This is a genomic window from Streptomyces bungoensis, from assembly GCF_001514215.1.
Lineage (GTDB): Bacteria > Actinomycetota > Actinomycetes > Streptomycetales > Streptomycetaceae > Streptomyces > Streptomyces bungoensis.
Genome location: NZ_KQ948866.1, coordinates 41,644 through 62,892 on the forward strand (window position 1 = coordinate 41,644; position 21,249 = coordinate 62,892).

Here is a 21,249-nt window from a genome sequence, read left to right on the forward strand (position 1 = left end):
CCCGGGGGCCCCGTTCGGCGGATGGACGGAGCTCGTTGCAGAAGCCGACCAGGGGACGGATGGGACCGCGCAGTGCGGGGCTACGAGAGCCAGGAGCGAGAGCCGGCGGCTGACGTCGACCACCTCTCACGGTTCGAGGCCGAGATGAAACGGCTGAGGACCGAGCGGGAGAAGGCGATCCAGCACGCCGAGGACCTCGGCTACCAGGTCGAGGTGCTGCGCGCCAAGCTGCACGAGGCGCGCCGCACCCTGATGACCCGGCCCGCCTACGACGGCGGTGACATCGGCTATCAGGCCGAGCAGTTGCTCCGCAATGCCCAGATCCAGGCCGACCAGCTGCGCCAGGACGCCGAGCGGGAGCTGAGCCAGGCCCGGGCGCAGACCCAGCGCATCCTGCAGGAGCACGCCGAGCAGGCCGCCCGGCTGCAGGCCGAGCTGCACCAGGAGGCGGTCACCCGCCGCCAGCAGCTGGACCAGGAGCTGGCCGAGCGCCGGCAGACGGTCGAGTCGCACGTCAACGAGAACGTGGCGTGGGCCGAGCAGCTGCGCGCCCGCACCGAGCAGCAGGCCCGCCGGCTGCTCGACGAGTCCCGCGCCGAGGCCGAGCAGGCCCTGGCCGCCGCCCGCGCGGAGGCCGAACGGCTGACCCGGGAGGCCCGCGAGCGGCTGCAGAGCGACGCCGAGACGGCCCGCGCCGAGGCCGAGCAGATCCTGCGCCGCGCCCGCACGGACGCCGAGCGGCTGCTGAACGCGGCCTCCACGCAGGCCCAGGAGGCCACCGACCACGCCGAGCAGCTGCGCACCTCGACCGTCAGCGAGTCGGACGCCGTGCGCCGCCGGTCCGCCGAGCTGAGCCGGGCCGCCGAGGAGCGGATGGCGCAGGCCGAGGAGGCCCTGCGCAAGGCGCAGTCCGAGGCGGAGACGCTGGTCACGGAGGCAAAGGAGGCCGCCGCCAAGGCGCTGGCCGGCGCCGAGGCCGCCAACGAGACCCGCACCCGGACCGCCAAGGAGCAGGTCGCCCGCCTGGTCGAGGAGGCCACCAAGGAGGCCGAGACCACCCGGGCGGACGCCGAGCAGCTGGTGGCCGACGCGCGCGCCGAGGCCGAGAAGATCGTCGCGGAGGCCGCCGAGAAGGCCCGCACCATCACGGCCGAGGAGAGCGCGACCCAGCTGTCCAAGGCGGCGAAGACCGCCGAGGACGTGCTCGACAAGGCCGCCGAGGACGCCCGGCGGACCACCCGGGCCGCGGCCGAGGAGGCCGAGCGGATCCGCCGGGAGGCCGAGGCCGAGGCGGACCGGCTGCGCGCCGAGGCGCACGACATCGCCGAGCAGCTCAAGGGCGCGGCGAAGGACGACACCAAGGAGTACCGGGCCAAGACGGTCGAGCTCCAGGAGGAGGCCCGCCGGCTGCGCGGCGAGGCCGAGCAGCTGCGCGCCGACGCGGTCGCCGAGGGCGAGTCCCTCCGGGCCGAGGCCCGCCGCGAGGCCGTGGTGCAGATCGAGGAGGCGGCCAAGTCCGCCGAGGAGCTGCTCGCCAAGGCCAAGGCGGACGCCGACGAGCTGCGGCAGAAGGCCACGACGGACAGCGAGAAGGTCCGCACCGAGGCCATCGAGCGGGCGACGGCGCTGCGCCGGCAGGCCGAGGAGGTCCTGGAGCGCACCCGCGCCGAGGCCGAGCGCTCCCGCGAGGAGGCGGTGGGGCTCGCCGAGACCATCACCTCGAACGCCGAGCAGGCCGCGCGCGAGCTGCGCGAGGAGACCGAGCGCGCGGTCGAGGCCCGGCGCGGCGAGGCCGCCGAGGAGCTGGCCCGGCTGCAGAGCGAGGCCCAGGAGCGCCTGGCGTCGGCCGAGCAGGCGCTGGCCGACGCCCGCGAGGAGGCGGCCCGGATCCGCCGGGAGGCCGCCGAGGAGAGCGAGCGGCTGCGCGCGGAGTCCGCCGAGCGGATCCGTACGCTGCAGCAGCAGGCCGAGGCCGAGGCCGACCGGCTGCGCGACGAGGCCGCGTCCGACGCGTCCGCCTCGCGCGCCGAGGGCGAGGCCGTCGCCGTACGGCTGCGCTCGGAGGCCGCCGCCGAGGCCGAGCGGCTCAAGGCCGAGGCGCAGGACACCGCCGACCGGGTCCGCGCGGAGGCGCAGGCCGCCGCCGAGCGGCTCGGCACCGAGGCGTCCGAGACGCTGGCCGCCGCGCAGGAGGAGGCCGCCCGGCGCCGCCGCGAGGCCGACGAACTGCTCGGCGCGGCGCGCTCGGAGGCCGACCAGGAGCGCGAGCGGGCCCGCGAGCAGAGCGAGGAGCTGCTGGCCTCGGCGCGCAGGCGCGTGGAGGACGCGCAGGCCGAGGCGGTCCGGCTGGTGGAGGAGGCCGACCGGCGCGCCACCGAGATGGTGGCCGCCGCCGAGCTCCACGCCCAGCAGGTCCGCGACTCCGTCGCCGGACTGCACGAGCAGGCGCAGGAGGAGATCACCGGGCTGCGCTCGGCCGCCGAGCACGCGGCCGACCGGACCCGCCGGGAGGCGCAGGAGGAGGCGGACCGGGTCCGCGCCGACGCCTACGCCGAGCGGGAGCGGGCGAGCGAGGACTCCTCGCGGCTGCGCCGGGAGGCGAGCGAGGAGACGGAGGCCGCCAAGGCGCTGGCCGAGCGGACGGTCGCGGAGGCGATCGCGGAGTCCGAGCGGCTGCGCTCGGAGGCCGGGGACTACGCCCAGCGGGTGCGTACGGAGGCGTCGGACGCGCTCGCGGAGGCCGACCAGGCGGCCGCGCGCACCCGGGCGGACGCCCGTGAGGACGCCAACCGCATCCGCTCGGACGCGGCCACCCAGGCCGACACCCTGATCACCGAGGCCCGCTCCGAGGCGGAGCGGCTGCAGAACGAGACGATCGCGGAGGCGGACCGGGTCCGGGCCGAGGCCCTCGCGGCCGCCGAGCAGCTCGTCGCGGACGCCACCGGCGACGCGGAGCGGCTGCGCGCCGAGGCCGCCGAGACGGTCGGCACGGCGCAGGCGCACGCGGAGCGGCTGCGCGCGGAGGCCCAGCGGCTCCGGGCGGACGCGGAGGCGGCGGCCGAGCGGCTGGTCGGTTCCGCGCGCGAGGAGGCCGAGCGGCTCCTCGACGAGGCCCGCAAGGACGCCAACAAGCGGCGCTCGGAGGCGGCCGAGCAGGTCGACACGCTCATCAACGAGACCGCGGCCGAGGCCGACAAGCTGCTCACCGAGGCGCAGGCGCAGGCGCTGAAGACCACCGCGGACGCCGAGTCGCAGGCCGACACGATGGTCGGCGCGGCCCGCAGCGAGGCCGAGCGGATCGTGTCCGAGGCGACCGTCGAGGGCAACTCCCGGGTGGAGAAGGCCCGTACGGACGCCGACGAGCTGCTGGTGGGCGCCCGCCGGGACGCGACCGCCATCCGGGAGCGCGCGGAGGAGCTGCGCGACCGCATCACGGCCGAGATCGAGGAGCTGCACGAGCGGGCCCGCCGGGAGGCCGCCGAGACGATGAAGTCCACCGGCGACCGCTGCGACGCGCTGATCAAGGCCGCCGAGGAGCAGCTGGCCAAGGCGCAGGCGAAGGCGAAGGAGCTGGTGTCGGAGGCCAGTTCCGAGGCGGGCAAGGTGCGTATCGCCGCCGTCAAGAAGGCCGAGGGCCTGCTGAAGGAGGCCGAGCAGAAGAAGGCCTCGCTGGTCAAGGAGGCCGAGGAGCTGAAGGCCGAGGCGATCCGCGAGGCCCGGCGCACGGTCGAGGAGGGCAAGCGCGAGCTGGAGATCCTGGTGCGCCGGCGCGAGGACATCAACGCGGAGATCTCCCGGGTCCAGGACGTGCTGGAGGCGCTGGAGTCCTTCGAGGCCCCGTCGGCCGGCAAGGACGGCGCGGTCAAGGCGGGCGCGACGGTGGGGGCACCCCGATCGGGTGGCAAGTCGTCGGACGGGTAGCGCGGGAGCGGTGTTCCGGTGTCTTCTGGGGAGCTTTGTCCCACTCGTTGGCAAGCCGTCCGGCGGTCAGCCACTCAAAAGAGGTGTCATTCTCCAGATCAAACACGTATCCGCTCGATGACACACCGCTTCGGCCCCTAGGATTTCCCCTATCACCTCACCGGTCTCTTTCGACAGGAACCCCATGAGCGACACTTCCCCCTACGGCTTCGAGCTTGTGCGGCGTGGGTACGACCGCGCTCAGGTGGACGAACGTATCTCCAAGCTCGTCTCCGACCGTGACAGCGCGCTCTCCCGCATCACCGCTCTGGAGAAGCGCATCGAGGAGCTCCACCTCGAGACCCAGAACGCCCAGGCCCAGGTCACCGACGCGGAGCCGTCGTACGCCGGTCTCGGCGCGCGGGTCGAGAAGATCCTGCGCCTCGCCGAGGAAGAGGCGAAGGACCTGCGGGACGAGGCCCGGCGCGCCGCCGAGCAGCACCGCGAACTCGCCGAGTCGGCGGCCCAGCAGGTCCGCAACGACGCCGAGTCCTTCGCCGCGGAGCGCAAGGCCAAGGCCGAGGACGAGGGCGTCCGGATCGTCGAGAAGGCCAAGAGCGACGCCTCCCAGCTGCGTTCCGAGGCGCAGAAGGACGCGCAGTCCAAGCGCGAGGAGGCGGACGCCCTCTTCGAGGAGACCCGCGCCAAGGCCGCGCAGGCCGCCGCCGACTTCGAGACCAACCTGGCCAAGCGCCGCGAGCAGTCCGAGCGCGACCTGGCCTCGCGTCAGCAGAAGGCCGAGAAGCGGCTCGCCGAGATCGAGCACCGCGCCGAGCAGCTGCGCCTGGAGGCCGAGAAGCTGCGCACCGACGCCGAGCGCCGCGCCCGCCAGACGGTGGAGACGGCCCAGCGCCAGGCCGAGGACATCGTGGCCGACGCCAACGCCAAGGCCGACCGCATCCGCTCGGAATCCGAGCGCGAGCTCGCGGCCCTCACCAACCGCCGCGACTCCATCAACGCCCAGCTGACGAACGTCCGCGAGATGCTCGCCACGCTGACCGGCGCCGCCGTGGCCGCCGCCGGCTCCCCCACCGAGGACGAGCCGATCTCCCGCGGGGTTCCGGCCCAGCAGTCCCGGTAGTTCCGGCAGCTCCGGTAGCCGTACGACGCCGTGAGGGGCGGCGGGACCAGGTCCCGCCGCCCCTTTCGTGTGCGCAAAGGCCCGCGGCACGTAGCCTGGAAGCGGAGTACGGGTTCCGGTCGCGGCCGGAAATCGCCGCCGGAGCGGGGAGTGGTCTCCATGCGCGTCACCGACCGGTCCCTGGAGGACGCCGTCCTGGACCTGCTCGGCCACCGGGCGCCGGGCGCCTCGGTGTGCCCCTCGGAGGTGGCCCGCGCGGTGCACGGCTCCGGCGACGAGGGATGGCGGGAGCTCATGGAACCCGTCCGGCGGGCCGCGGCCCGGCTCGCGGCGCGCGGCCGGGTGGAGATCACCCAGCACGGTGCGCCCGTCGATCCCGCCGAGGCCCGCGGGCCGGTCCGGATCCGCCGGCCGGCCCGGGACCCCGCTCCCTGAGCAGGCGCAGCTTTACTTTCTCTTGAGCGGAACCGTCAGCGCCCGGATATCCTCCTAACCCTTACGGGGGCGTGTGCCCCGCTGTCCTGAACCTTTCGATGGGTGCGGAGCATGATCGAGGCTGTAGGCCTGACCAAGCGCTACGGCGACAAGACCGCCGTGTACAACCTTTCCTTCCAGGTGCGTCCGGGAGCGGTGACCGGCTTCCTCGGGCCCAACGGCTCGGGCAAGTCGACCACCATGCGGATGGTCCTGGGGCTGGACAACCCGACGTCCGGCACGGTGACCATCGGCGGCTACCCGTACCGCAAGCTGCCCAACGCCCCCCGCCAGGTGGGCGCGCTGCTCGACGCCAAGGCGGTGCACGGCGGGCGGTCCGCCCGCGCCCACCTCCTCAGCCTCGCCCAGCTGTCGGGCATCCCGGCGCGGCGCGTGGACGAGGTGCTCGGCGTCGTGGGCCTGCAGGAGGTGGCACGTAAGCGCTCCAAGGGCTTCTCGCTCGGCATGGGCCAGCGGCTCGGCATCGCCGCCGCCCTGCTCGGCGACCCCCAGGTGCTGCTCTTCGACGAGCCGGTCAACGGCCTCGACCCGGAGGGCATCCTGTGGGTGCGCAACCTGATGAAGGCGCTGGCCGCCGAGGGCCGCACGGTCTTCGTCTCCTCCCACCTGATGAGCGAGATGGCGCTGACCGCCGACCACCTCATCGTGATCGGGCGCGGCCAGCTGCTCGCCGACATGAGTGTGAAGGACTTCATCTCCGCCAACTCGGCCGACTTCGCGCGCGTGCGCACGCCCGACAGCGAGCCGCAGCTGCGCGAGAAGCTGTCCGCCGCGCTCACCGAGGCCGGCGGCCACGTGCTGCCCGAGCAGGACGGCGCGCTGCGCGTGACCGGGCTGCCGCTGCCCCGCATCAGCGACCTCGCGCACGAGGCGGACGTCCGGCTGTGGGAGCTGTCGCCGCACCAGGCCTCGCTGGAGGAGGCGTACATGCGGATGACGCAGGGGGTCGTCGACTACCGCTCGACCATCGACCAGAAGGCGGGCCTGCAGCAGCAGCTGCCGCCCGGCGCCCAGCCGCCCATGCCGGTGCCCGGCCAGGGCCAGCCGGGCTGGTACGCCCCGCCGCCGCCCCAGCAGGGCGGGCAGCCGTTCGGCATGCCGGCGGGTCCCTCCGGGCCGTACGGCGGCGCCCCCGCGGGCCCGTACGGCGCTCCGGGCGCCGTGGGCCACCCCAACCCGTACGCCGCGCCCGCCGCGCCGCCCGTCCAGGCCGCGCCGCCCGCGCCGGTCCCGCAGCCGCAGGCCGCCCAGGAGCAGCCGCCGGCCGCCCCCGCCTCCGCCCCTGCCGACAAGACCCAGCCCGAGGACGCCCGATGAGCACCCACCAGCCCCCGATGCCGCAGGCAGCCGCCGCCGCGCCCGACCGGCAGGCGGCGCCCGGCGGCTCGTACCCCGGTTACAGCTCGCCGATCCCCGTCGTGCGCACCCACCTCGGGCACGCGCTGGCCTCCGAGTGGACGAAGATCAAGTCGGTCCGTTCGACGATGTGGACGCTGGGCGTCTTCGTGCTCCTGGTGATCGGCATCGGCCTGCTCACCGGCTTCGCGGTCGAGTCCAGCGCCGGCGACGCGGACCTGGCCGGGGAGAACCCGCTGTCGTTCGGGTTCTTCGGGGTCCTGCTCGGCAGCATCTGCGTCATCACGCTGGGCGTGCTGACCACGGCGTCCGAGTACGGCACGGGCATGATCCGCACGACGATGACCGCGTGCCCGAGCCGGGGCCGGGTGCTCGCGGCGAAGGCGATCGTGTTCTTCGTCGTCGCCTTCGCCGTCACCCTGGCCGCGGTGTCCTTCGTGGCCATGGTCCACTCGTCCATGCTGAGCGGCACCGCGGCGGAGAAGCCGTCCGGCGGGACCTGGTTCAAGGCCACGGTCGGCGTCAGCCTCTACATCGCGCTGCTGGGGCTGCTGTCGCTCGTCATCGGCTCGATCATCCGGCACTCGGCGGGCGCCATCACCATCATGATCGGTGTGGTGCTGGCCCCGCTGGTGATCGCCCTGTTCATGGCCGCCTCCTCGCTGCACAAGGTGCAGCAGTGGCTGCTGGAGTACTCGATCCCGAGCCAGCTGAGCGTCTTCTACGACAACTCCCTGACCCAGTCCGGCCCGTCGGGCTGGGACCCGCTGTGGATCATGCTGGGCGTGACGGCGGCGGCGTACGCCGGCGCCTACGCGCTGCTGCAGAGCCGGGACGTGTGAGGCCGGCGCCCCACGGACCCTAGAACCTCGGCGCGTTACGGGACCGCTGCACCCGCGTGGTGCGGCGGTCCTTCGCGTTCCAGCACGCCTTGTGCCAGTGGCGGCGGTCGTCGACGCCCGCGTGCTCGGGCCAGGCGACCACGTGCGGGACGCCGGAGGCGATCATCTGGTCGCAGCCGGGGCAGCGGTAGGTCTTGCCCTGGGCGCTCGCCCCCGCGACGTGGCGCACGCTCCAGTCCTCGCCCTGCCAGCTCTCCGTGGACTGCCAGCCGCCGTACCGGCCGGCCCGGTCGTCCTCGGCGCTGTGGCCGGACGACGCTCCGGCTGCCTTCGGTCGGTTGCGACGCGGGGACACGGGACACCTCTCGGGGCTATACAGGGAGCACGGGCCGCATCCAGCCTACGCGGCGCCCAGCGGGGTACGCGTAGCGCTCCAACCCGCACAAGTCACCCTCCATCGCGTCCGATTCTGCAGACAATCCGGAAATTACTTCGCCAGGCCGTGACCTCGGCACGTGTCAGACGGTTATGCCGGGTGGGGGAGCTCCGGGTCGGAGCCAAGGAAGCAGGAAATGCGATGCACGTAGGAAGTTTTGTGCTGGCGGCCCAGTTCCCGGGCCAGGGCCACGGCGAGGCACTGCACCGGGCGGTCCGCGCGGCGGAGGTCTCCGAGGAGGCCGGTCTGGACGCGGTATGGCTGGCCGAGCACCATTTCGTGCCGTACGGCACGTGTCCGTCCGCCGTCACCCTGGCCGCCCTGCTGCTCGGCCGCACCCGCCGCGTCCGGGTGGGTACGGCGGTCAGCGTACTGCCCACCGCGCACCCGGTCGCCCTCGGCGAGCAGGCCGCGCTGCTGCACCTGACGAGCGGCGGGCGGTTCACCCTGGGTGTGGGGCGCGGCGGGCCGTGGGTGGACCTGGAGGTGTTCGGCGCGGGCCTCGGGGCGTACGAGCACGGGTTCCCGGAATCACTCGATCTGCTGGTGCGCTGGCTGCGCGAACCGTCGGTCGCGGCCTCCGGCGAGCGGTACTCCTTCCGTGAAGTGCCCGTCGTACCGCGCCCGTCGGAGGCGCTGACGCAGACGCCGGGGCCGGAGGTCGTCGTTGCCTGCACCTCGCCCTCGAGCGTGCGGCTGGCCGCGGAGCGCGGGCTGCCGATGCTGCTCGGGATGCACGTGGGCGACGAGGAGAAGGCCGAGATGGTCGCCCTGTGGCGGCGGTGCGCGCGGGCCGCGGGGCGGACGGGCGAGGAGATCGCGGGCGCGGCCCATGTCTCGGCCGGGGTGTGCCAGCTCGCGGACCGGCGCACGGACGCGGTGGAGACGCTGCTGAAGGCGATGCCGGGCTGGCTGAAACAGGGCCTCGAGGCCCATGTGACGGTCGACTCCCGGGAGCGCCGCATGCGCGATCCGCACGCCTACACCGAACTGCTCTGCGGGCTGCACCCGGTGGGCACCCCGCGGCTCGCCGCCGACCGGCTCGCGGCCACGTCGGAGCGCACCGGGATCTCCCGCTTCGCCCTGCTCGCGGAGGGCTCGGGCGACCTGGCGGCGACGGAGGAGAACCTGCGGCGCCTGGGCGCCGAGGTGCTGCCGCAGCTGCGCTGACGGGCAGCCCGACTCCCCTGTGCCGTGGGGGGCTTGCCGCCCCAGTAGGAATGCACCTCCTGCGGGTGGAGCGGCAAGCGGACGGCTCACTGCGCCGGCGGGCCGGGAGCTGCGGGTCAGCAGTCCCGGAGCTCCGGCGACTGGTTCAGCAACTGGTTGCGCACCGAGGTGAAGCGGGCCAGCGTCTCGTCGACCGAGGCGTCCAGCGGGAACACCGCCACCCGGTGGCAGTTCTGGAAGGCCAGCCGCACACCGAAGTGCCGCTGCAGCGCGCCGCGTATGGCGTCACTCGCGAGCGCGCGCAGCAGCTGACCGCGTGCCTGCTCGTCCGGCGGGGGCGTCTGGTTGTCGGCGAAGGGTCCGCCGTCCACCTTCAGCTGGGCCACCAGGGAGCTGATCATCTCCCACGCATAGGGCAGGGAGGTCCGGACGCAGTCGACGAATGCTGCTTCGTCGACCTCGCCTCGCTCGGCCTGTTCGAGTAGGGCCGGTGAGACGTCGAGCGACATGGGTTCTCCTCTCGCACCCCCGACGAGCAGGGGTTGCCGGACAGATGGGGGAGTCCGCGATGCCGGACACACTCAGTACACGGACCGCGACCTCCCGTTCTCTACGGTAGGCAACCGTCGGTGACCACACCAGCAGAATGCGTATATGGAACGGTCCCTTTGGGCACACAATCGGCCAGAGATGAACAGGAGTTTCCAGGGACAAAAGGGTGGACCACCGGGTCCGCACGGAAGCGTGGTGCGGGGCGCGAGGAGGGCGAATCGCGTCGACCCGTGGGTGTCGAGTAGCGTTGCCGACCATGCGTCTCGTCATTGCCCGATGCTCGGTCGACTACGCCGGCCGGCTCACCGCCCACCTGCCCTCGGCGCCCCGACTGATCCTGGTCAAGGCGGACGGCAGCGTCTCCGTCCACGCGGACGACCGGGCCTACAAGCCCCTGAACTGGATGTCGCCGCCCTGCACCCTGAAGGAGGGCGCGGGCGAGGACGAGGGGGTGTGGACCGTCGTCAACAAGGCGGGCGAGAAGCTGATCATCACGATGGAGGAGATCCTGCACGACTCCTCGCACGAACTCGGCGTGGACCCCGGCCTGATCAAGGACGGCGTGGAAGCGCACCTGCAGGAACTGCTCGCCGACCGCATCGAGACCCTCGGCGCCGGCTACACGCTCGTCCGGCGCGAGTACATGACGGCGATCGGCCCGGTGGACATCCTCTGCCGTGACGCGGACGGCGCGACCGTCGCCGTCGAGATCAAGCGGCGCGGCGAGATCGACGGCGTCGAGCAGCTCACCCGCTACCTCGAGCTGCTCAACCGCGACCCCCATCTCGCCCCGGTGCGCGGCGTGTTCGCGGCCCAGGAGATCAAGCCCCAGGCCCGCGTCCTCGCCACCGACCGCGGCATCCACTGCCACGTCCTCGACTACGACGCGCTGCGCGGCATCGAGGACGACAAGCTGCGGCTGTTCTGACCGGCGGGGCCCGGCCGGTCCGCCCCCGCCGCCGGAGGATCCCCCGGTCGCTACAGGATCCCCTCGCCGCTGCCCGGCGCGCTCGCCGCGCTGCTCGACGCCGCGGGGACGCCGGACGCCGGGCCGCTGGCCGAGGTGGAGGTGGCCGGGGACGAGGACGTGCCGGAGGACGGGGACGACGACTGCGACGGGCTCGGCGACGGCGGGTTGCTGGACGGCGGGCTCGACGGGCTCCTGCTCGGCGTCGGCGACGTGCTGGGCCTCGTCGTCCGCGAGTGGGACGGCTTCGGCGTCGTGCTGCCGCCGCCCGAGCTCTTCGTGCCGCTCGGCTGCGACGAGGGGGTGGTCGCGGACGGCGTCGGGTCGTCCGTGGTCCCGTAGGTGCCGTCGGGGCCCGGGTCCGTCGGGGAGCTGCTGGGCCTGCCGGGAGCGGTGCTGGTACCGGTGTCCTGCTTCGGGTCCGCGCCCAGGCTGCCGTCGTCCGGGCCCTGGCTCGCGGACGGGTTGACCCCCACCGTGCCGGCCGGGTTCCGGCCGGCGTCCTGGTCGGACGTCATGCCGAGGGTCACCACCGTGCCGAGGACGGCGGCGAGCAGCGCGCCGGAGCCGGCCGCGACCAGATTGCGGCGGGCCACGCGGCGGATGCCGCCCGGGGCCTTCCCGTCGGCGGGCGGCTGGTGCGTGACGACGGTGCCGGTGCCGGTGCCGTACAGCGGCGGGTAGGCCGCGAATCCCCCGCCCGGCGGCGACGCGGACTCCTCGTGCCGGGCGTCCGGCACCTCCTCGCCGGCCGTCGCCGCCGCTCCCGGCACCTCACCGGCGAGATCGGCGACCAGGGCCAGGGCGCGGCGCCCGGCGACGGCGCCGCGCTTGTCGGCGAGCGCCCCGCGCAGCCCCTGCGAGGTCTCCAGCTCGGCACGGGCCTGGTCCAGCTGCCCGCCGCAGAGCGCGAGGATGCCCAGCTCGTGGTGGAACCAGGCCTGGTCGGCGACCTCCCCGGACAGCCGGGCGGCTTCCGCGCCGGAGCGCAGCGCGCGCTCCCAGGCGCCCCAGTGCAGCCCGGCGGCGAAGGCGGGCGCCGCGGTACGGGCGAGCCGTGCCGCCAGGCTCTCCTCGCCCTCCACGGGCGGCAGCGTCTCGGGCGTCACGACGGCGAGCGCGGCCAGCACCGCGTCGGCCTCGGCGCACACCCGTTCCGGGGTGACGGAGGGGTGACCGGCCCACCAGGTGTAGTGCTCGGCGGCCGCGCGGGCCCGGTCGGAGGCGTCCGCGTCGTACCCGGCGGCCTCCAGCTGGGTCAGCACGCCGGCCGCGAGGCGGTAGCGGGAGCCGACCGGGGAGACCAGTCCGCAGCCGGCGAGTTCGCCGAGCGCGGCGTCGGCGTGGGTGTCGCCGACCAGCGCGGGCAGGTGCGCCTGGTGCGGCACCTCACCGCCGAGGGCGACGGCGAAACGGAGCGTGGCGCGGGCGGAGGCGCTGAGCCGGGAGGCCAGCAGGGGGGCGGGCGCGGCGGCCTCGCCCAGGGAGGGCAGCGGGACCTCCTCCTGACTGTCCAACGGCGCCTCGACGGGCGGCAGTACGTCCTCGAACACGCCGTACTCGTCCACCGCGCCGGTGCTGGCGCGCAGTTCGTCGCGCTGCCGGAGCAGGGCGCCGGCCTGCACGAACCGCAGCGGCAGGCCCTCGGACTCGAACCACAGGTCGCCCGCCCAGTTGGCCTCCTCCTCGGTGAGCACCCGGCCGACGGCCCGCTCCAGGATCTCCACCCCGGCCGCCCGGTCGAGGCCGGTGAGGAAGACCTCCTCGACCTCGGAGTCGGCGGAGGGCGCGGGGATGTCCGGGGTGGCGCCGAGCAGGAAGGCGCACTCGGGTGTCGCGTCGAGCAGTTCGTCGAGGGCCGCGCCGCCGAACTCGAGGTCGTCCACGACGACGACGGCACCGATCTCCCGGACCAGGTCGCGCAGTTCGTCCGGTTCGGGCCGGTGGCGCGGGGCGTCGTGGACGGCGTGGAAGAGGTCGTGGAGGAGCTCGTCGGCGGTGCGGTGGAAGCCGGAGAGGCGGACCACGCCGTCGGGGGCGAGGTCCAGGCAGTCCTCGGCGACGAGGTCGAGCAGGGCGGTGCGGCCGGAGCCGCCCGGGCCGGTGAGGCGGACGGAGCGGCCGCGGGCCAGCAGCCGGACGAGGCGTTCGCGGTCGTCCTGGCGCTCCAGCAGGGACAGCGCGGGCCGGCCCGGTCCCGGCGGCACCGCGGGCCGCGCGGCGCGCTCGGCCTCGGCGCGCTCGGCGGGCGTGCGCTTGCCGGGCCGGCCGGGCCGCAGGTGGGGCGGACAGGACTCGATCTCGGTGCCGTCAACGGGGTTGACGGTCAGCAGGAAGTCGCCGGAGACCAGCTGCGCCGTGCGGGCGGGCGCGGGCGCGCCCGGGCCGAAGTCGGCGGTGAGGGAGTCCCGGGGCGGGCGGCGGCTGAGCGCCTGGCCGTGCTCCTCGGGTCCCGGAGTGATCGGGTCCATGGGTTCAAGCCCCCCAAAAGCGTCGTGTGCCCTGACGTACCGGCCCCTCCCGGCCTGCTGCACACCGTGCTGTCGCTTCTGGTCCGGGCCCGCTCGAGGGTTCTTGGGTAAGCGGGCGTCCGAACCCTAAACCTTCGCACAGTATCTCCGACAGAGCGGGGCGGCACGCGGCCCGAGACGTCACAGTCCGGTGAGGATTGCCCTCGTGGTCCGGCAAGGCGGCTGCGCCCGAGTCTCCCCGGTCGCCCCTTTCACACCTGACCGGGCGGGTTACACCCGGGGCAGCGACTCGACGCCGATGCCGCCCTCGATGGCGAGGATGCGGTGCAGCCGGGTGGCCACCAGCAGGCGCTGCATCTGCGGCGGGACGCGGCGCAGCACCAGGCGGCGACCGCAGCGGCCGGCCCGCCGGTGGGCTCCCATGATCACCCCGAGTCCGGTGGCGTCCCAGGAGTCCAGCTCGGACAGGTCGAGCACCAGATCGCCGACCCCGCGGTCGACGGCCGTGTGCAGGGCCGTACGGGCGTCCGCCGCGCTGCGGACGTCGAGGCGGCCCCCGACGACCAGCTCGGCGTGGTCGCCCCTGATGTACATATGCGCTCCCCGTTGAGTGCGAGTGGCGTACTCCGTGACGGTGCTGGTGTTGTGCAAGCTCTGACTGCGGGAGGGCCAGAGTGGTTGCTGTTTGTGAGCGAACCGATACCGAATTCACCCCTGGGAGTGACCCTCCCAGGGAGATCGTCCGGATCTGTCAGCAGTTCTGCCCGTGCTTCTGCCAGTACCGCCGTCAGTACGTGTAGAAGCCCTGCCCGCTCTTGCGGCCGATGTCACCGGCGTCCACCATCCGGCGCATCAGCTCCGGAGGGGCGAACTTCTCGTCCTGCGACTCGGTGTAGATGTTGCCGGTGGCGTGCAGCAGGATGTCCACGCCGGTCAGGTCCGCGGTGGCCAGCGGGCCCATCGCGTGACCGAAGCCCAGCTTGCAGGCCAGGTCGATGTCCTCGGCCGTGGCGACCCCGGACTCGTAGAGCTTGGTCGCCTCGACGACGAGGGCGGAGATCAGCCGGGTGGTCACGAACCCGGCGACGTCCCGGTTGACGACGATGCAGGTCTTGCCGACGGACTCGGCGAACTCCCGCGCGGTGGCGAGGGCTTCGTCGCTGGTCTTGTAGCCGCGGACGAGCTCGACCAGCTGCATCATCGGCACCGGCGAGAAGAAGTGCACCCCCACCACGCGCTCGGGGCGCTCGGTGACCGCGGCGATCTTGGTGATCGGGATGGCGGAGGTGTTGGAGGCGAGCACGGCGTCCTCGCGCACGAGCTTGTCGAGCGCGCGGAAGATCTCGTGCTTGACCTCCAGCTTCTCGAAGACGGCCTCGACGACGACGTCCGCGTCGGCGGCGGCGTCCAGGTCGGTGGTCGCGGTGATGCGGGCGAGGGCGGCCTCGGCGTCCTGCGCCTCCAGCTTGCCCTTGCTCACGAACTTGTCGTACGAGGCCTTGATGCCGTCGGTGCCACGCCTCAGCGCCTCGTCGGTGACGTCGCGCAGCACGACGTCCCAGCCCGCCTGTGCGGCGACCTGGGCGATACCGGACCCCATGAGACCGGCCCCGATGACGGCAAGCTTCCGTGCCACTCCGACTCCCCTTACGCGCTGTTTACGTATGCCTCTCGGCGGACGATAGCGCTCCGGAGCCGCTGTGTGACCGGTAAGTAATGCGCGTCACGTCTCATTTGACGGACGTCACACCGGCAGGGGTCGGACCGCGCCCCGGACGGCGTAGTTGGGGCCTCCCGGCCCGCACCGGGCCGATCTGACCGGCCATCAGGTGGGACGGGCGGGCGTCCGCGGGCGCCGTCGGACACGGCGTGATCGCGGGCCGTCCCCCGGGACGCGCCGTGACAGTGGGCACACGGGTGCTCCGGACGGCCGGGGCGTAACTACGCTGGCCATATGGTCAATCTGACGCGCATCTACACCCGGACCGGCGACAAGGGCACCACAAACCTCGGTGACATGAGCCGGGTCGCCAAGACCGACCTCAGGATCTCCGCGTACGCGGACGCCAACGAGGCCAACGCGGTGATCGGCACCGCGATCGCACTGGGCGCCCTGCCGGAGGACGTCGTCGAGGTGCTCACCCGCGTGCAGAACGACCTGTTCGACGTGGGTGCGGACCTGTCGACGCCGGTCGTGGAGAACCCGCAGTACCCGCCGCTGCGGGTCGAGCAGTTCTACGTCGACCGGCTGGAGGCGGACTGCGACCGCTTCAACGAGCGGCTGGAGAAGCTGCGCTCCTTCATCCTGCCGGGCGGCACCCCGGGTGCGGCCCTGCTGCACCAGGCCTGCACGGTCGTACGGCGGGCCGAGCGCTCCACCTGGGCGGCCCTGGAGGCGCACGGCGAGACGATGAACCCGCTCACGGCCACCTATCTCAACCGGCTCTCCGACCTGCTGTTCATCCTGGCGCGGGTGGCGAACCAGGCGACCGGGGACGTGCTGTGGGTACCGGGCGGGGAGCGCTGAGCGGCACGCCCCGGCCCGGCCGGCGAACCCTGTCCTGATCAGCGGTCGGCGTCGCTCGCCGCGTCCCGGTCGGCCGCGGCGGCCGCGGACTGCGCGGCGTCGACCTTCTTCAGCATCTCGGCGTAGCCCGAGGGGGTGGGCGAGACCTTCCCGGGTGTGGCCCCCGCGGACGGGCCGTCGTGCGGGGCGCAGCCCGCGGTGAGCGCGGCGAGCAGCGCCAGGGCCGGCAGCGCCGCCGCTCCCCCGGTCCGCATCAGCTCGCCGCCCCGCCGCTGCTCTTGCCGTTGTCGTTGGCCTGGCACCAGGTCCTGACGTCGGTCAGATCCTTGCGCCGCTTCTCCAGGCTGGTCCGCAAAGAGGTGCGGAAGTCCAGGCGGTCCTGGAGGAACGTGGCGATCTCCGTGTGGCCCGCCTTCTTCGCGTTCTCGACGCGCTGCTGGAGCCGGGCCACCGAGCCGCGGGTGCCGGCGCCTGCGTCGAGCCGCTTCAGGGCCCGCTCGATGCGCCGGTCGATCCTCGGCACCCGCTTGCACAGCGCGTGGGCCCCGTCACCGGCGGGCCGGTGGGCGGGCGCGTGGCCGGCCGCGGCCGCCGTGCCCGCCGTGGTCGCGAGGACGGCCGTCGCGGCGAGTCCCGCGAGCAGCGTGCGGGTCCGTCGTCGTGCGTGCATCTGCCTCTCCGTTCACTGTGCGGACGGCCCCGTGGTCCGTCCGTCGCGCCGGAGGCTAGGGACCTTCTTTGGGGAAACCTTGTGACCGGTTCGTCCCGGCCGTGCCGATCAGCCAGTCCCGCCGGCCGGGCAGGGCGCCGCCGTCCGAGGGCAGCCGCACCTCGAAGCGGGCGCCCCGGCCGTCCGGCCCGTCGGTCACGGTGACGCTCCCCCGGTGCAGCGCCGCCTGCTGGGCGACGAGGGTGAGGCCCAGCCCGGAGCCCGCGCTGTCCGGGCCCCGCCGGAACCGCTCGAAGATCCGGCCGCGGGCCTCCGGCGGTACGCCGGGCCCCTGGTCGTCCACCGTGATGACGACGTGGTCCGGCCTCCCGTGCACCCCCAGCCGCACCCGTGCCCGGCCCTCGGTGTCGCGGCCGTGGGCGAGTGCGTTGCCGAGCAGGTTGTCCAGCAGCAGCCTGAGGCCCGGCTCCCAGCCGTGCACCGTGACGCCCGGGTCCGTGTCCAGGACGAGGTCGGCATCCGGGGCGCGGCGGCGGGCCTCGGCGACGGCCGCGTCGGCGACGTCGGCGACGTCGACGGTGCCCAGCGCCTCCGCCTCGACCAGGTCCCCTCGCCCCAGCTCGCGCAGCATCACCAGCAGCCCCTGCAGCCGCGCGTGCTCGCGCCGCAGGTCGGCGAGGACCTCGGTGCGGTCGGATGCGGGCAGGCCGGGGTGGCCGGCGAGGATGTCGAGGTTGGTGCCCATGCTCATCAGCGGGGTGCGCAGTTCGTGCGCGGCCGCCGCGGAGAAGGAGCGGGCGGTGTCCAGTGCCTCGCTGGTGCGGGCGGCCTGTTCGTCGTAGCGGGCGAGGACGGTGCGCAGGGTGGCGGCGAGGTCGTCGACCTCCGTGACGCCGGTCGGCCGGTGGTCGAGCCGGGTGCCGCTGGTGCGCGGGTCGAGGCCGGCGGTACGGCGGGTGAGCCGGGCCAGAGGGGTGCTCGCGCCGGCCGCGAGGCCCCAGGCGAGCAGGCCGGACAGGGGCGCGGCGAGCAGCGCGGTGAGGAGCACGCGGCGGCGTACGAGCCGCAGTTGGGCGCGGTCGGCGGTGTCCGGGGCGAAGACCCACAGGGTGCCGGTGGCGGAGGCGCCCCGGACGGGGCGGGCCAGTGCCCGCCAGCCGCGGGTGCCGTCGTGGACGGTGACCGGGCCCGCCGTCCGCTCGGGCAGGGTCACCGACGGGCCGGGCTGGGGGCCGCCGCTGAAGGCGGTGTCCGCTCCGACGACGCGGACGCCGACGTCGAGCGCCGCGCTGTACAGCCGGCGTTCCCTGGTGTCGGCGGCCTTGGGACGGCCGTTCTCCGAGGCCCGTAGCAGCGCCCGGGCGTCGGGCAGGACGGCGGCGGCCCGCTGCCGCAGGTGCTGGTCCTCGGCGCGGTGCAGGTCGCGGGCGACCAGGTGCAGCAGCAGCCAGCCCGAGGCCAGCACCAGCAGCGGGACGGTGCAGCCGACGGCGAGGCCGATGCGGGTGGAGAGTCTCACGGCGCGTCCCGGGGCTCGCGGAGCACGAAGCCGACTCCGCGCACGGTGTGGATCAGCCGTGCGCCTCCCGCCGCCTCCAGTTTGCGCCGCAGGTAGCTGACGAAGGTGTCGACGGTGTCGGTGCGCACGTCGAAGTCGTAGCCCCAGACCCGGTCCAGGAGCTGGTCGCGGGTGAGGACGAGGCCGGCGTTGCGGGTGAGGACGACGAGGAGTTCGAACTCGCGGCGGGTCAGCTCCAGTGGCCGTCCGTCGCGTTCGGCGGTGCGCGCCGCCGGGTCGATGACCAGCCCGGCCGCCCGCAGCACCGTCCGGTCGGCGGGGGGCCGGCGGCGCAGCAGCGCGCGCAGCCGCAGCACCAGTTCCTGCAGGGCGAACGGCTTGACCAGGTAGTCGTCGCCGCCCGCCTGGAGCCCGGCGATCCGGTCGGCGGTCTCGTCCAGCGCGGACAGCATCAGCACCGGCAGGTCCTGGCCCTCGGCGCGCAGTCGGGCGCAGACCTGGATGCCGCTCATGCCGGGCATCGACACGTCGAGCACCAGGACGTCCGGTGGCGTCCGCCGGATCGCGGCGAGCGCCTCGGGTCCGTCGGCGGCGGTGCGCACGGCGAAGCCGTCCAGTGCGAGGCCGCGTTCGAGGGAGCGGCGGATCGCGGCGTCGTCGTCGACGACCAGGACCGCCCCCGGGCCCGTCGTGTCCTCCATGCGTCCTCCTCGTCGCCCGGTCGGACCGGTCAGACCGGTCAGGGTACAAGCGGCCGCTGTGCGGGGTGAGTTGAGGATCAAGCAACCCGGGAACGCGAGTGGTCCAGACCTATTGACCTGTGGTCCAGACCTTTCTACTCTCGCAGCACCGTGGGCGTGAAGGCTCAGTCACGCCCGTGACACCCCCGATGACGAGGGAGGCGCAGCATGCGCTTCAGACACAGAGCCGCGGCAGGGTTCGCGACCCTGTTGCTCCCCCTGGCCGGTCTGGTAGGTCTCGCGAGCCCCGCCCAGGCCGCGACGAACACCACGGCGAGCTTCACGAAGACCAGCGACTGGGGCACCGGCTTCGGCGGCCAGTGGACCATCAAGAACACCGGCAGTACCGGCATCAGTTCCTGGACCGTCGAGTGGGACTTCCCCTCCGGCACCTCCGTGACCTCCGCCTGGGACGCGGACGTGACGAACTCCGGCACCCACTGGACCGCGAAGAACAAGTCCTACAACGGCACCGTCGCCCCCGGAGCCTCGGTCTCCTTCGGCTTCAACGGCGCCGGACCCGGCTCCCCCTCCAACTGCAAGCTGAACGGCGACAGCTGCGACGGCACCACGGTTCCCGGTGACGCGGCGCCCTCCGCCCCCGGCACCCCGACCGCCTCGAACGTCACCGACACCTCCGTCAAGCTCGCCTGGAGCGCGGCCACCGACGACAACGGCGTCAAGAACTACGACGTGCTGCGCGACGGCAAGGTCGTCGGCACCGTGACGACCACGTCTTACACGGACTCCGGCCTGAGCGCCGGCACCGACTACTCCTACACCGTCCAGGCCCGCGACACCGCCGGCCAGACCGGCCCGGTCAGCGGCGCCGTCAAGGTGCACACCACCGGCGGCACCACCACTCCCCCGCCCACCGGCGGCGACAAGGTCAAGCTCGGCTACTTCACCGAGTGGGGCATCTACGGCCGCAACTACAACGTCAAGAACCTGGTGACCTCCGGCTCCGCCGCGAAGATCACCCACATCAACTACGCCTTCGGCAACGTCACGAACGGCCAGTGCGCCATCGGCGACTCCTACGCCGACTACGACAAGGCGTTCACCGCCGACCAGTCCGTCAGCGGCGTCGCCGACACCTGGGACCAGCCGCTGCGCGGCAACTTCAACCAGCTGCGCGAGCTGAAGGCCAAGTACCCGAACATCAAGGTCCTGTGGTCCTTCGGCGGCTGGACCTGGTCCGGCGGCTTCGCCCAGGCCGCCGCCAACCCGGCCGCCTTCGCGCAGTCCTGCTACAACCTGGTCGAGGACCCGCGCTGGGCCGACGTCTTCGACGGCATCGACATCGACTGGGAGTACCCGAACGCCTGCGGCCTGAGCTGCGACACCAGCGGGGCGGCGGCCTTCAAGAACGTGATGTCCGCGCTGCGCGCCAAGTTCGGCTCCAAGGCCCTGGTCACGGCCGCGGTCACCGCCGACGGCTCCTCCGGCGGCAAGATCGAGGCCGCCGACTACGCGGGCGCCAGTCAGTCCGTCGACTGGTACAACGTGATGACGTACGACTTCTTCGGCGCCTGGGACGCGAAGGGCCCCACCGCCCCGCACTCCCCGCTCACCTCGTACTCCGGGATCCCGAAGGCCGGCTTCACCACCGCCGACGCCATCGCCAAGTACAAGTCGATCGGCGTCCCGGCGTCCAAGCTGCTCCTCGGCATCGGCTTCTACGGCCGCGGCTGGACCGGCGTCACCCAGGACGCCCCGGGCGGCACGGCCACGGGCCCGGCGGCCGGCACCTACGAGCAGGGCATCGAGGACTACAAGGTCCTGAAGTCGTCCTGCCCGGCCACCGGCACCGTCGCCGGCACGGCGTACGCGCACTGCGGCAGCGACTGGTGGTCGTACGACACCCCCGCCACCGTCAAGTCCAAGATGGCCTGGGCCGACAGCCAGGGCCTGGGCGGGGCGTTCTTCTGGGAGTTCAGCGGTGACACCGGCAACGGCGAACTGGTGAGCGCCATCAGCGACAACCTGTAGAAAACCGAGCTGCAAAGCGCCTAAGCGACGTTGACGCGCTGACCGGGCGGGGCTGCCTCCAGCCACGCGAGGAAACCGGTCAGCGCGTCTTCGCTCATGGCGAGTTCCAGGCGCGTGCCCCGGTGCGTACAGGCGAGGACCACCGCGTCGGAGAGCAGCGCCAGCTCCTCCTCGCCGTCGGGCAGCCGGCGCCCGGCCACCTCGATGGCGGCCCGCTCAAGAGTGCGGCGCGGCCGGGGGGCGTAGGAGAAGACGCGGTACCACTCGATGCGGTCGCCGTTGTAGCGGGCGACGCCGTAGCTCCAGCCCTTGCCGCCGGTGTCCGCCCGCTCGGGCACGTCCCAGCGCAGCGAGCAGTCGAAGGTCCCGCCGGAACGCTGGATCAGTCTGCGGCGCAGCCCGAACAGGAAGAGTCCCACCACCACGAGCGCGATCACGACTCCGCACACAGTCAGAGCGAGGACCATCGAC

At 73.6% G+C, this 21,249-nt stretch carries 19 protein-coding genes; 9 read left to right on the forward strand and 10 right to left on the reverse strand.

What is annotated here, in order from left to right; genetic code table 11:
* Window positions 1-72: 72 nt before the first annotated feature.
* From scy to AQJ66_RS26555, 5 genes are all read left to right on the forward strand, one after another.
* Window positions 73-3,921 (forward strand): polarized growth protein Scy, encoded by a 3,849-nt coding sequence (scy, locus tag AQJ66_RS26535; protein WP_061927091.1) that lies wholly within the window; start codon window positions 73-75, stop codon window positions 3,919-3,921.
* 184 nt (window positions 3,922-4,105) lie between these two features.
* The gene (locus AQJ66_RS26540) at window positions 4,106-5,041 is read left to right on the forward strand and encodes a coiled-coil domain-containing protein (RefSeq protein ID WP_061927093.1); all 936 of its coding nucleotides are present in this window, start codon (window positions 4,106-4,108) and stop codon (window positions 5,039-5,041) included.
* A 159-nt stretch (window positions 5,042-5,200) separates the two neighbouring features.
* The gene (locus AQJ66_RS26545; RefSeq protein ID WP_061927319.1) at window positions 5,201-5,476 is read left to right on the forward strand and encodes a DUF3253 domain-containing protein; all 276 of its coding nucleotides are present in this window, start codon (window positions 5,201-5,203) and stop codon (window positions 5,474-5,476) included.
* Between the two features lie 111 nt (window positions 5,477-5,587).
* Window positions 5,588-6,853, forward strand: a complete 1,266-nt coding sequence (locus tag AQJ66_RS26550; RefSeq protein ID WP_061927095.1) for an ABC transporter ATP-binding protein — start codon at window positions 5,588-5,590, stop codon at window positions 6,851-6,853.
* Entirely contained in the window at window positions 6,850-7,734 is an 885-nt protein-coding gene (locus tag AQJ66_RS26555; protein WP_061927103.1) for an ABC transporter permease, read from the forward strand. The genes AQJ66_RS26550 and AQJ66_RS26555 overlap by 4 nt, the downstream gene beginning before the upstream one ends.
* Window positions 7,735-7,753: 19 nt before the next feature.
* Here the strand turns inward: AQJ66_RS26555 and AQJ66_RS26560 are convergent, their stop codons facing one another.
* Complete coding sequence (locus AQJ66_RS26560; protein WP_061927105.1) at window positions 7,754-8,089, reverse strand: hypothetical protein; 336 nt, start codon at window positions 8,087-8,089, stop codon at window positions 7,754-7,756.
* 222 nt (window positions 8,090-8,311) lie between these two features.
* Between AQJ66_RS26560 and AQJ66_RS26565 the strand changes: the two genes are divergently transcribed.
* Complete coding sequence (locus tag AQJ66_RS26565) at window positions 8,312-9,340, forward strand: LLM class flavin-dependent oxidoreductase (RefSeq protein ID WP_061927107.1); 1,029 nt, start codon at window positions 8,312-8,314, stop codon at window positions 9,338-9,340.
* A gap of 116 nt (window positions 9,341-9,456) precedes the next feature.
* On the opposite strand, the gene AQJ66_RS26570 is transcribed toward AQJ66_RS26565, so the two are convergent.
* Window positions 9,457-9,849 (reverse strand): SCO5389 family protein, encoded by a 393-nt coding sequence (locus AQJ66_RS26570; RefSeq protein ID WP_014675028.1) that lies wholly within the window; start codon window positions 9,847-9,849, stop codon window positions 9,457-9,459.
* Window positions 9,850-10,148: 299 nt separating this feature from the next.
* Here AQJ66_RS26570 and nucS point away from each other — a divergent pair, with 299 nt between their 5' ends.
* Complete coding sequence (gene nucS, locus AQJ66_RS26575; protein ID WP_061927109.1) at window positions 10,149-10,820, forward strand: endonuclease NucS; 672 nt, start codon at window positions 10,149-10,151, stop codon at window positions 10,818-10,820.
* Window positions 10,821-10,870: 50 nt separating this feature from the next.
* On the opposite strand, the gene AQJ66_RS26580 is transcribed toward nucS, so the two are convergent.
* The 3 genes from AQJ66_RS26580 to AQJ66_RS26590 all read right to left on the reverse strand — a co-directional run bounded on the left by AQJ66_RS26580 (window position 10,871) and on the right by AQJ66_RS26590 (window position 14,966).
* Window positions 10,871-13,330, reverse strand: coding sequence for an ATP-binding protein (locus AQJ66_RS26580; protein WP_061927111.1), 2,460 nt, complete (start codon window positions 13,328-13,330; stop codon window positions 10,871-10,873).
* A gap of 270 nt (window positions 13,331-13,600) precedes the next feature.
* A complete protein-coding gene (locus AQJ66_RS26585; RefSeq protein ID WP_061927113.1) occupies window positions 13,601-13,924 on the reverse strand; it encodes an STAS domain-containing protein in 324 nt (107 codons plus the stop codon).
* 193 nt (window positions 13,925-14,117) lie between these two features.
* Entirely contained in the window at window positions 14,118-14,966 is an 849-nt protein-coding gene (locus tag AQJ66_RS26590) for a 3-hydroxyacyl-CoA dehydrogenase family protein (protein ID WP_061927115.1), read from the reverse strand.
* Window positions 14,967-15,284: 318 nt separating this feature from the next.
* On the opposite strand from AQJ66_RS26590, the gene AQJ66_RS26595 reads away from it, so the two are divergent.
* Window positions 15,285-15,857: a cob(I)yrinic acid a,c-diamide adenosyltransferase gene (locus AQJ66_RS26595; protein ID WP_061927117.1), complete on the forward strand. Its 573-nt coding sequence runs from the start codon at window positions 15,285-15,287 to the stop codon at window positions 15,855-15,857.
* Window positions 15,858-15,895: 38 nt separating this feature from the next.
* Here AQJ66_RS26595 and AQJ66_RS26600 read toward each other — a convergent pair whose 3' ends face one another.
* From AQJ66_RS26600 to AQJ66_RS26615, 4 genes are read right to left on the reverse strand one after another with little or no spacing between them, the layout of a single operon-like run.
* Window positions 15,896-16,111: a hypothetical protein gene (locus tag AQJ66_RS26600; protein WP_061927119.1), complete on the reverse strand. Its 216-nt coding sequence runs from the start codon at window positions 16,109-16,111 to the stop codon at window positions 15,896-15,898.
* Complete coding sequence (locus AQJ66_RS26605; RefSeq protein WP_061927121.1) at window positions 16,111-16,527, reverse strand: hypothetical protein; 417 nt, start codon at window positions 16,525-16,527, stop codon at window positions 16,111-16,113. The genes AQJ66_RS26600 and AQJ66_RS26605 overlap by 1 nt, the downstream gene beginning before the upstream one ends.
* A 55-nt stretch (window positions 16,528-16,582) precedes the next feature.
* On the reverse strand, window positions 16,583-18,046 hold the full coding sequence (locus AQJ66_RS26610) for a sensor histidine kinase (protein ID WP_061927123.1): 1,464 nt from the start codon (window positions 18,044-18,046) through the stop codon (window positions 16,583-16,585).
* Window positions 18,043-18,747, reverse strand: coding sequence for a response regulator transcription factor (locus AQJ66_RS26615; protein WP_061927125.1), 705 nt, complete (start codon window positions 18,745-18,747; stop codon window positions 18,043-18,045). Before AQJ66_RS26615 ends, AQJ66_RS26610 begins: the two co-directional genes overlap by 4 nt.
* A 207-nt stretch (window positions 18,748-18,954) precedes the next feature.
* Between AQJ66_RS26615 and AQJ66_RS26620 the strand changes: the two genes are divergently transcribed.
* Window positions 18,955-20,778: a glycoside hydrolase family 18 chitinase gene (locus AQJ66_RS26620; protein WP_061927127.1), complete on the forward strand. Its 1,824-nt coding sequence runs from the start codon at window positions 18,955-18,957 to the stop codon at window positions 20,776-20,778.
* A 20-nt stretch (window positions 20,779-20,798) separates the two neighbouring features.
* Here the strand turns inward: AQJ66_RS26620 and AQJ66_RS26625 are convergent, their stop codons facing one another.
* Window positions 20,799-21,245, reverse strand: coding sequence for a DUF2550 domain-containing protein (locus AQJ66_RS26625; protein WP_061927129.1), 447 nt, complete (start codon window positions 21,243-21,245; stop codon window positions 20,799-20,801).
* Window positions 21,246-21,249 lie beyond the last annotated feature (4 nt).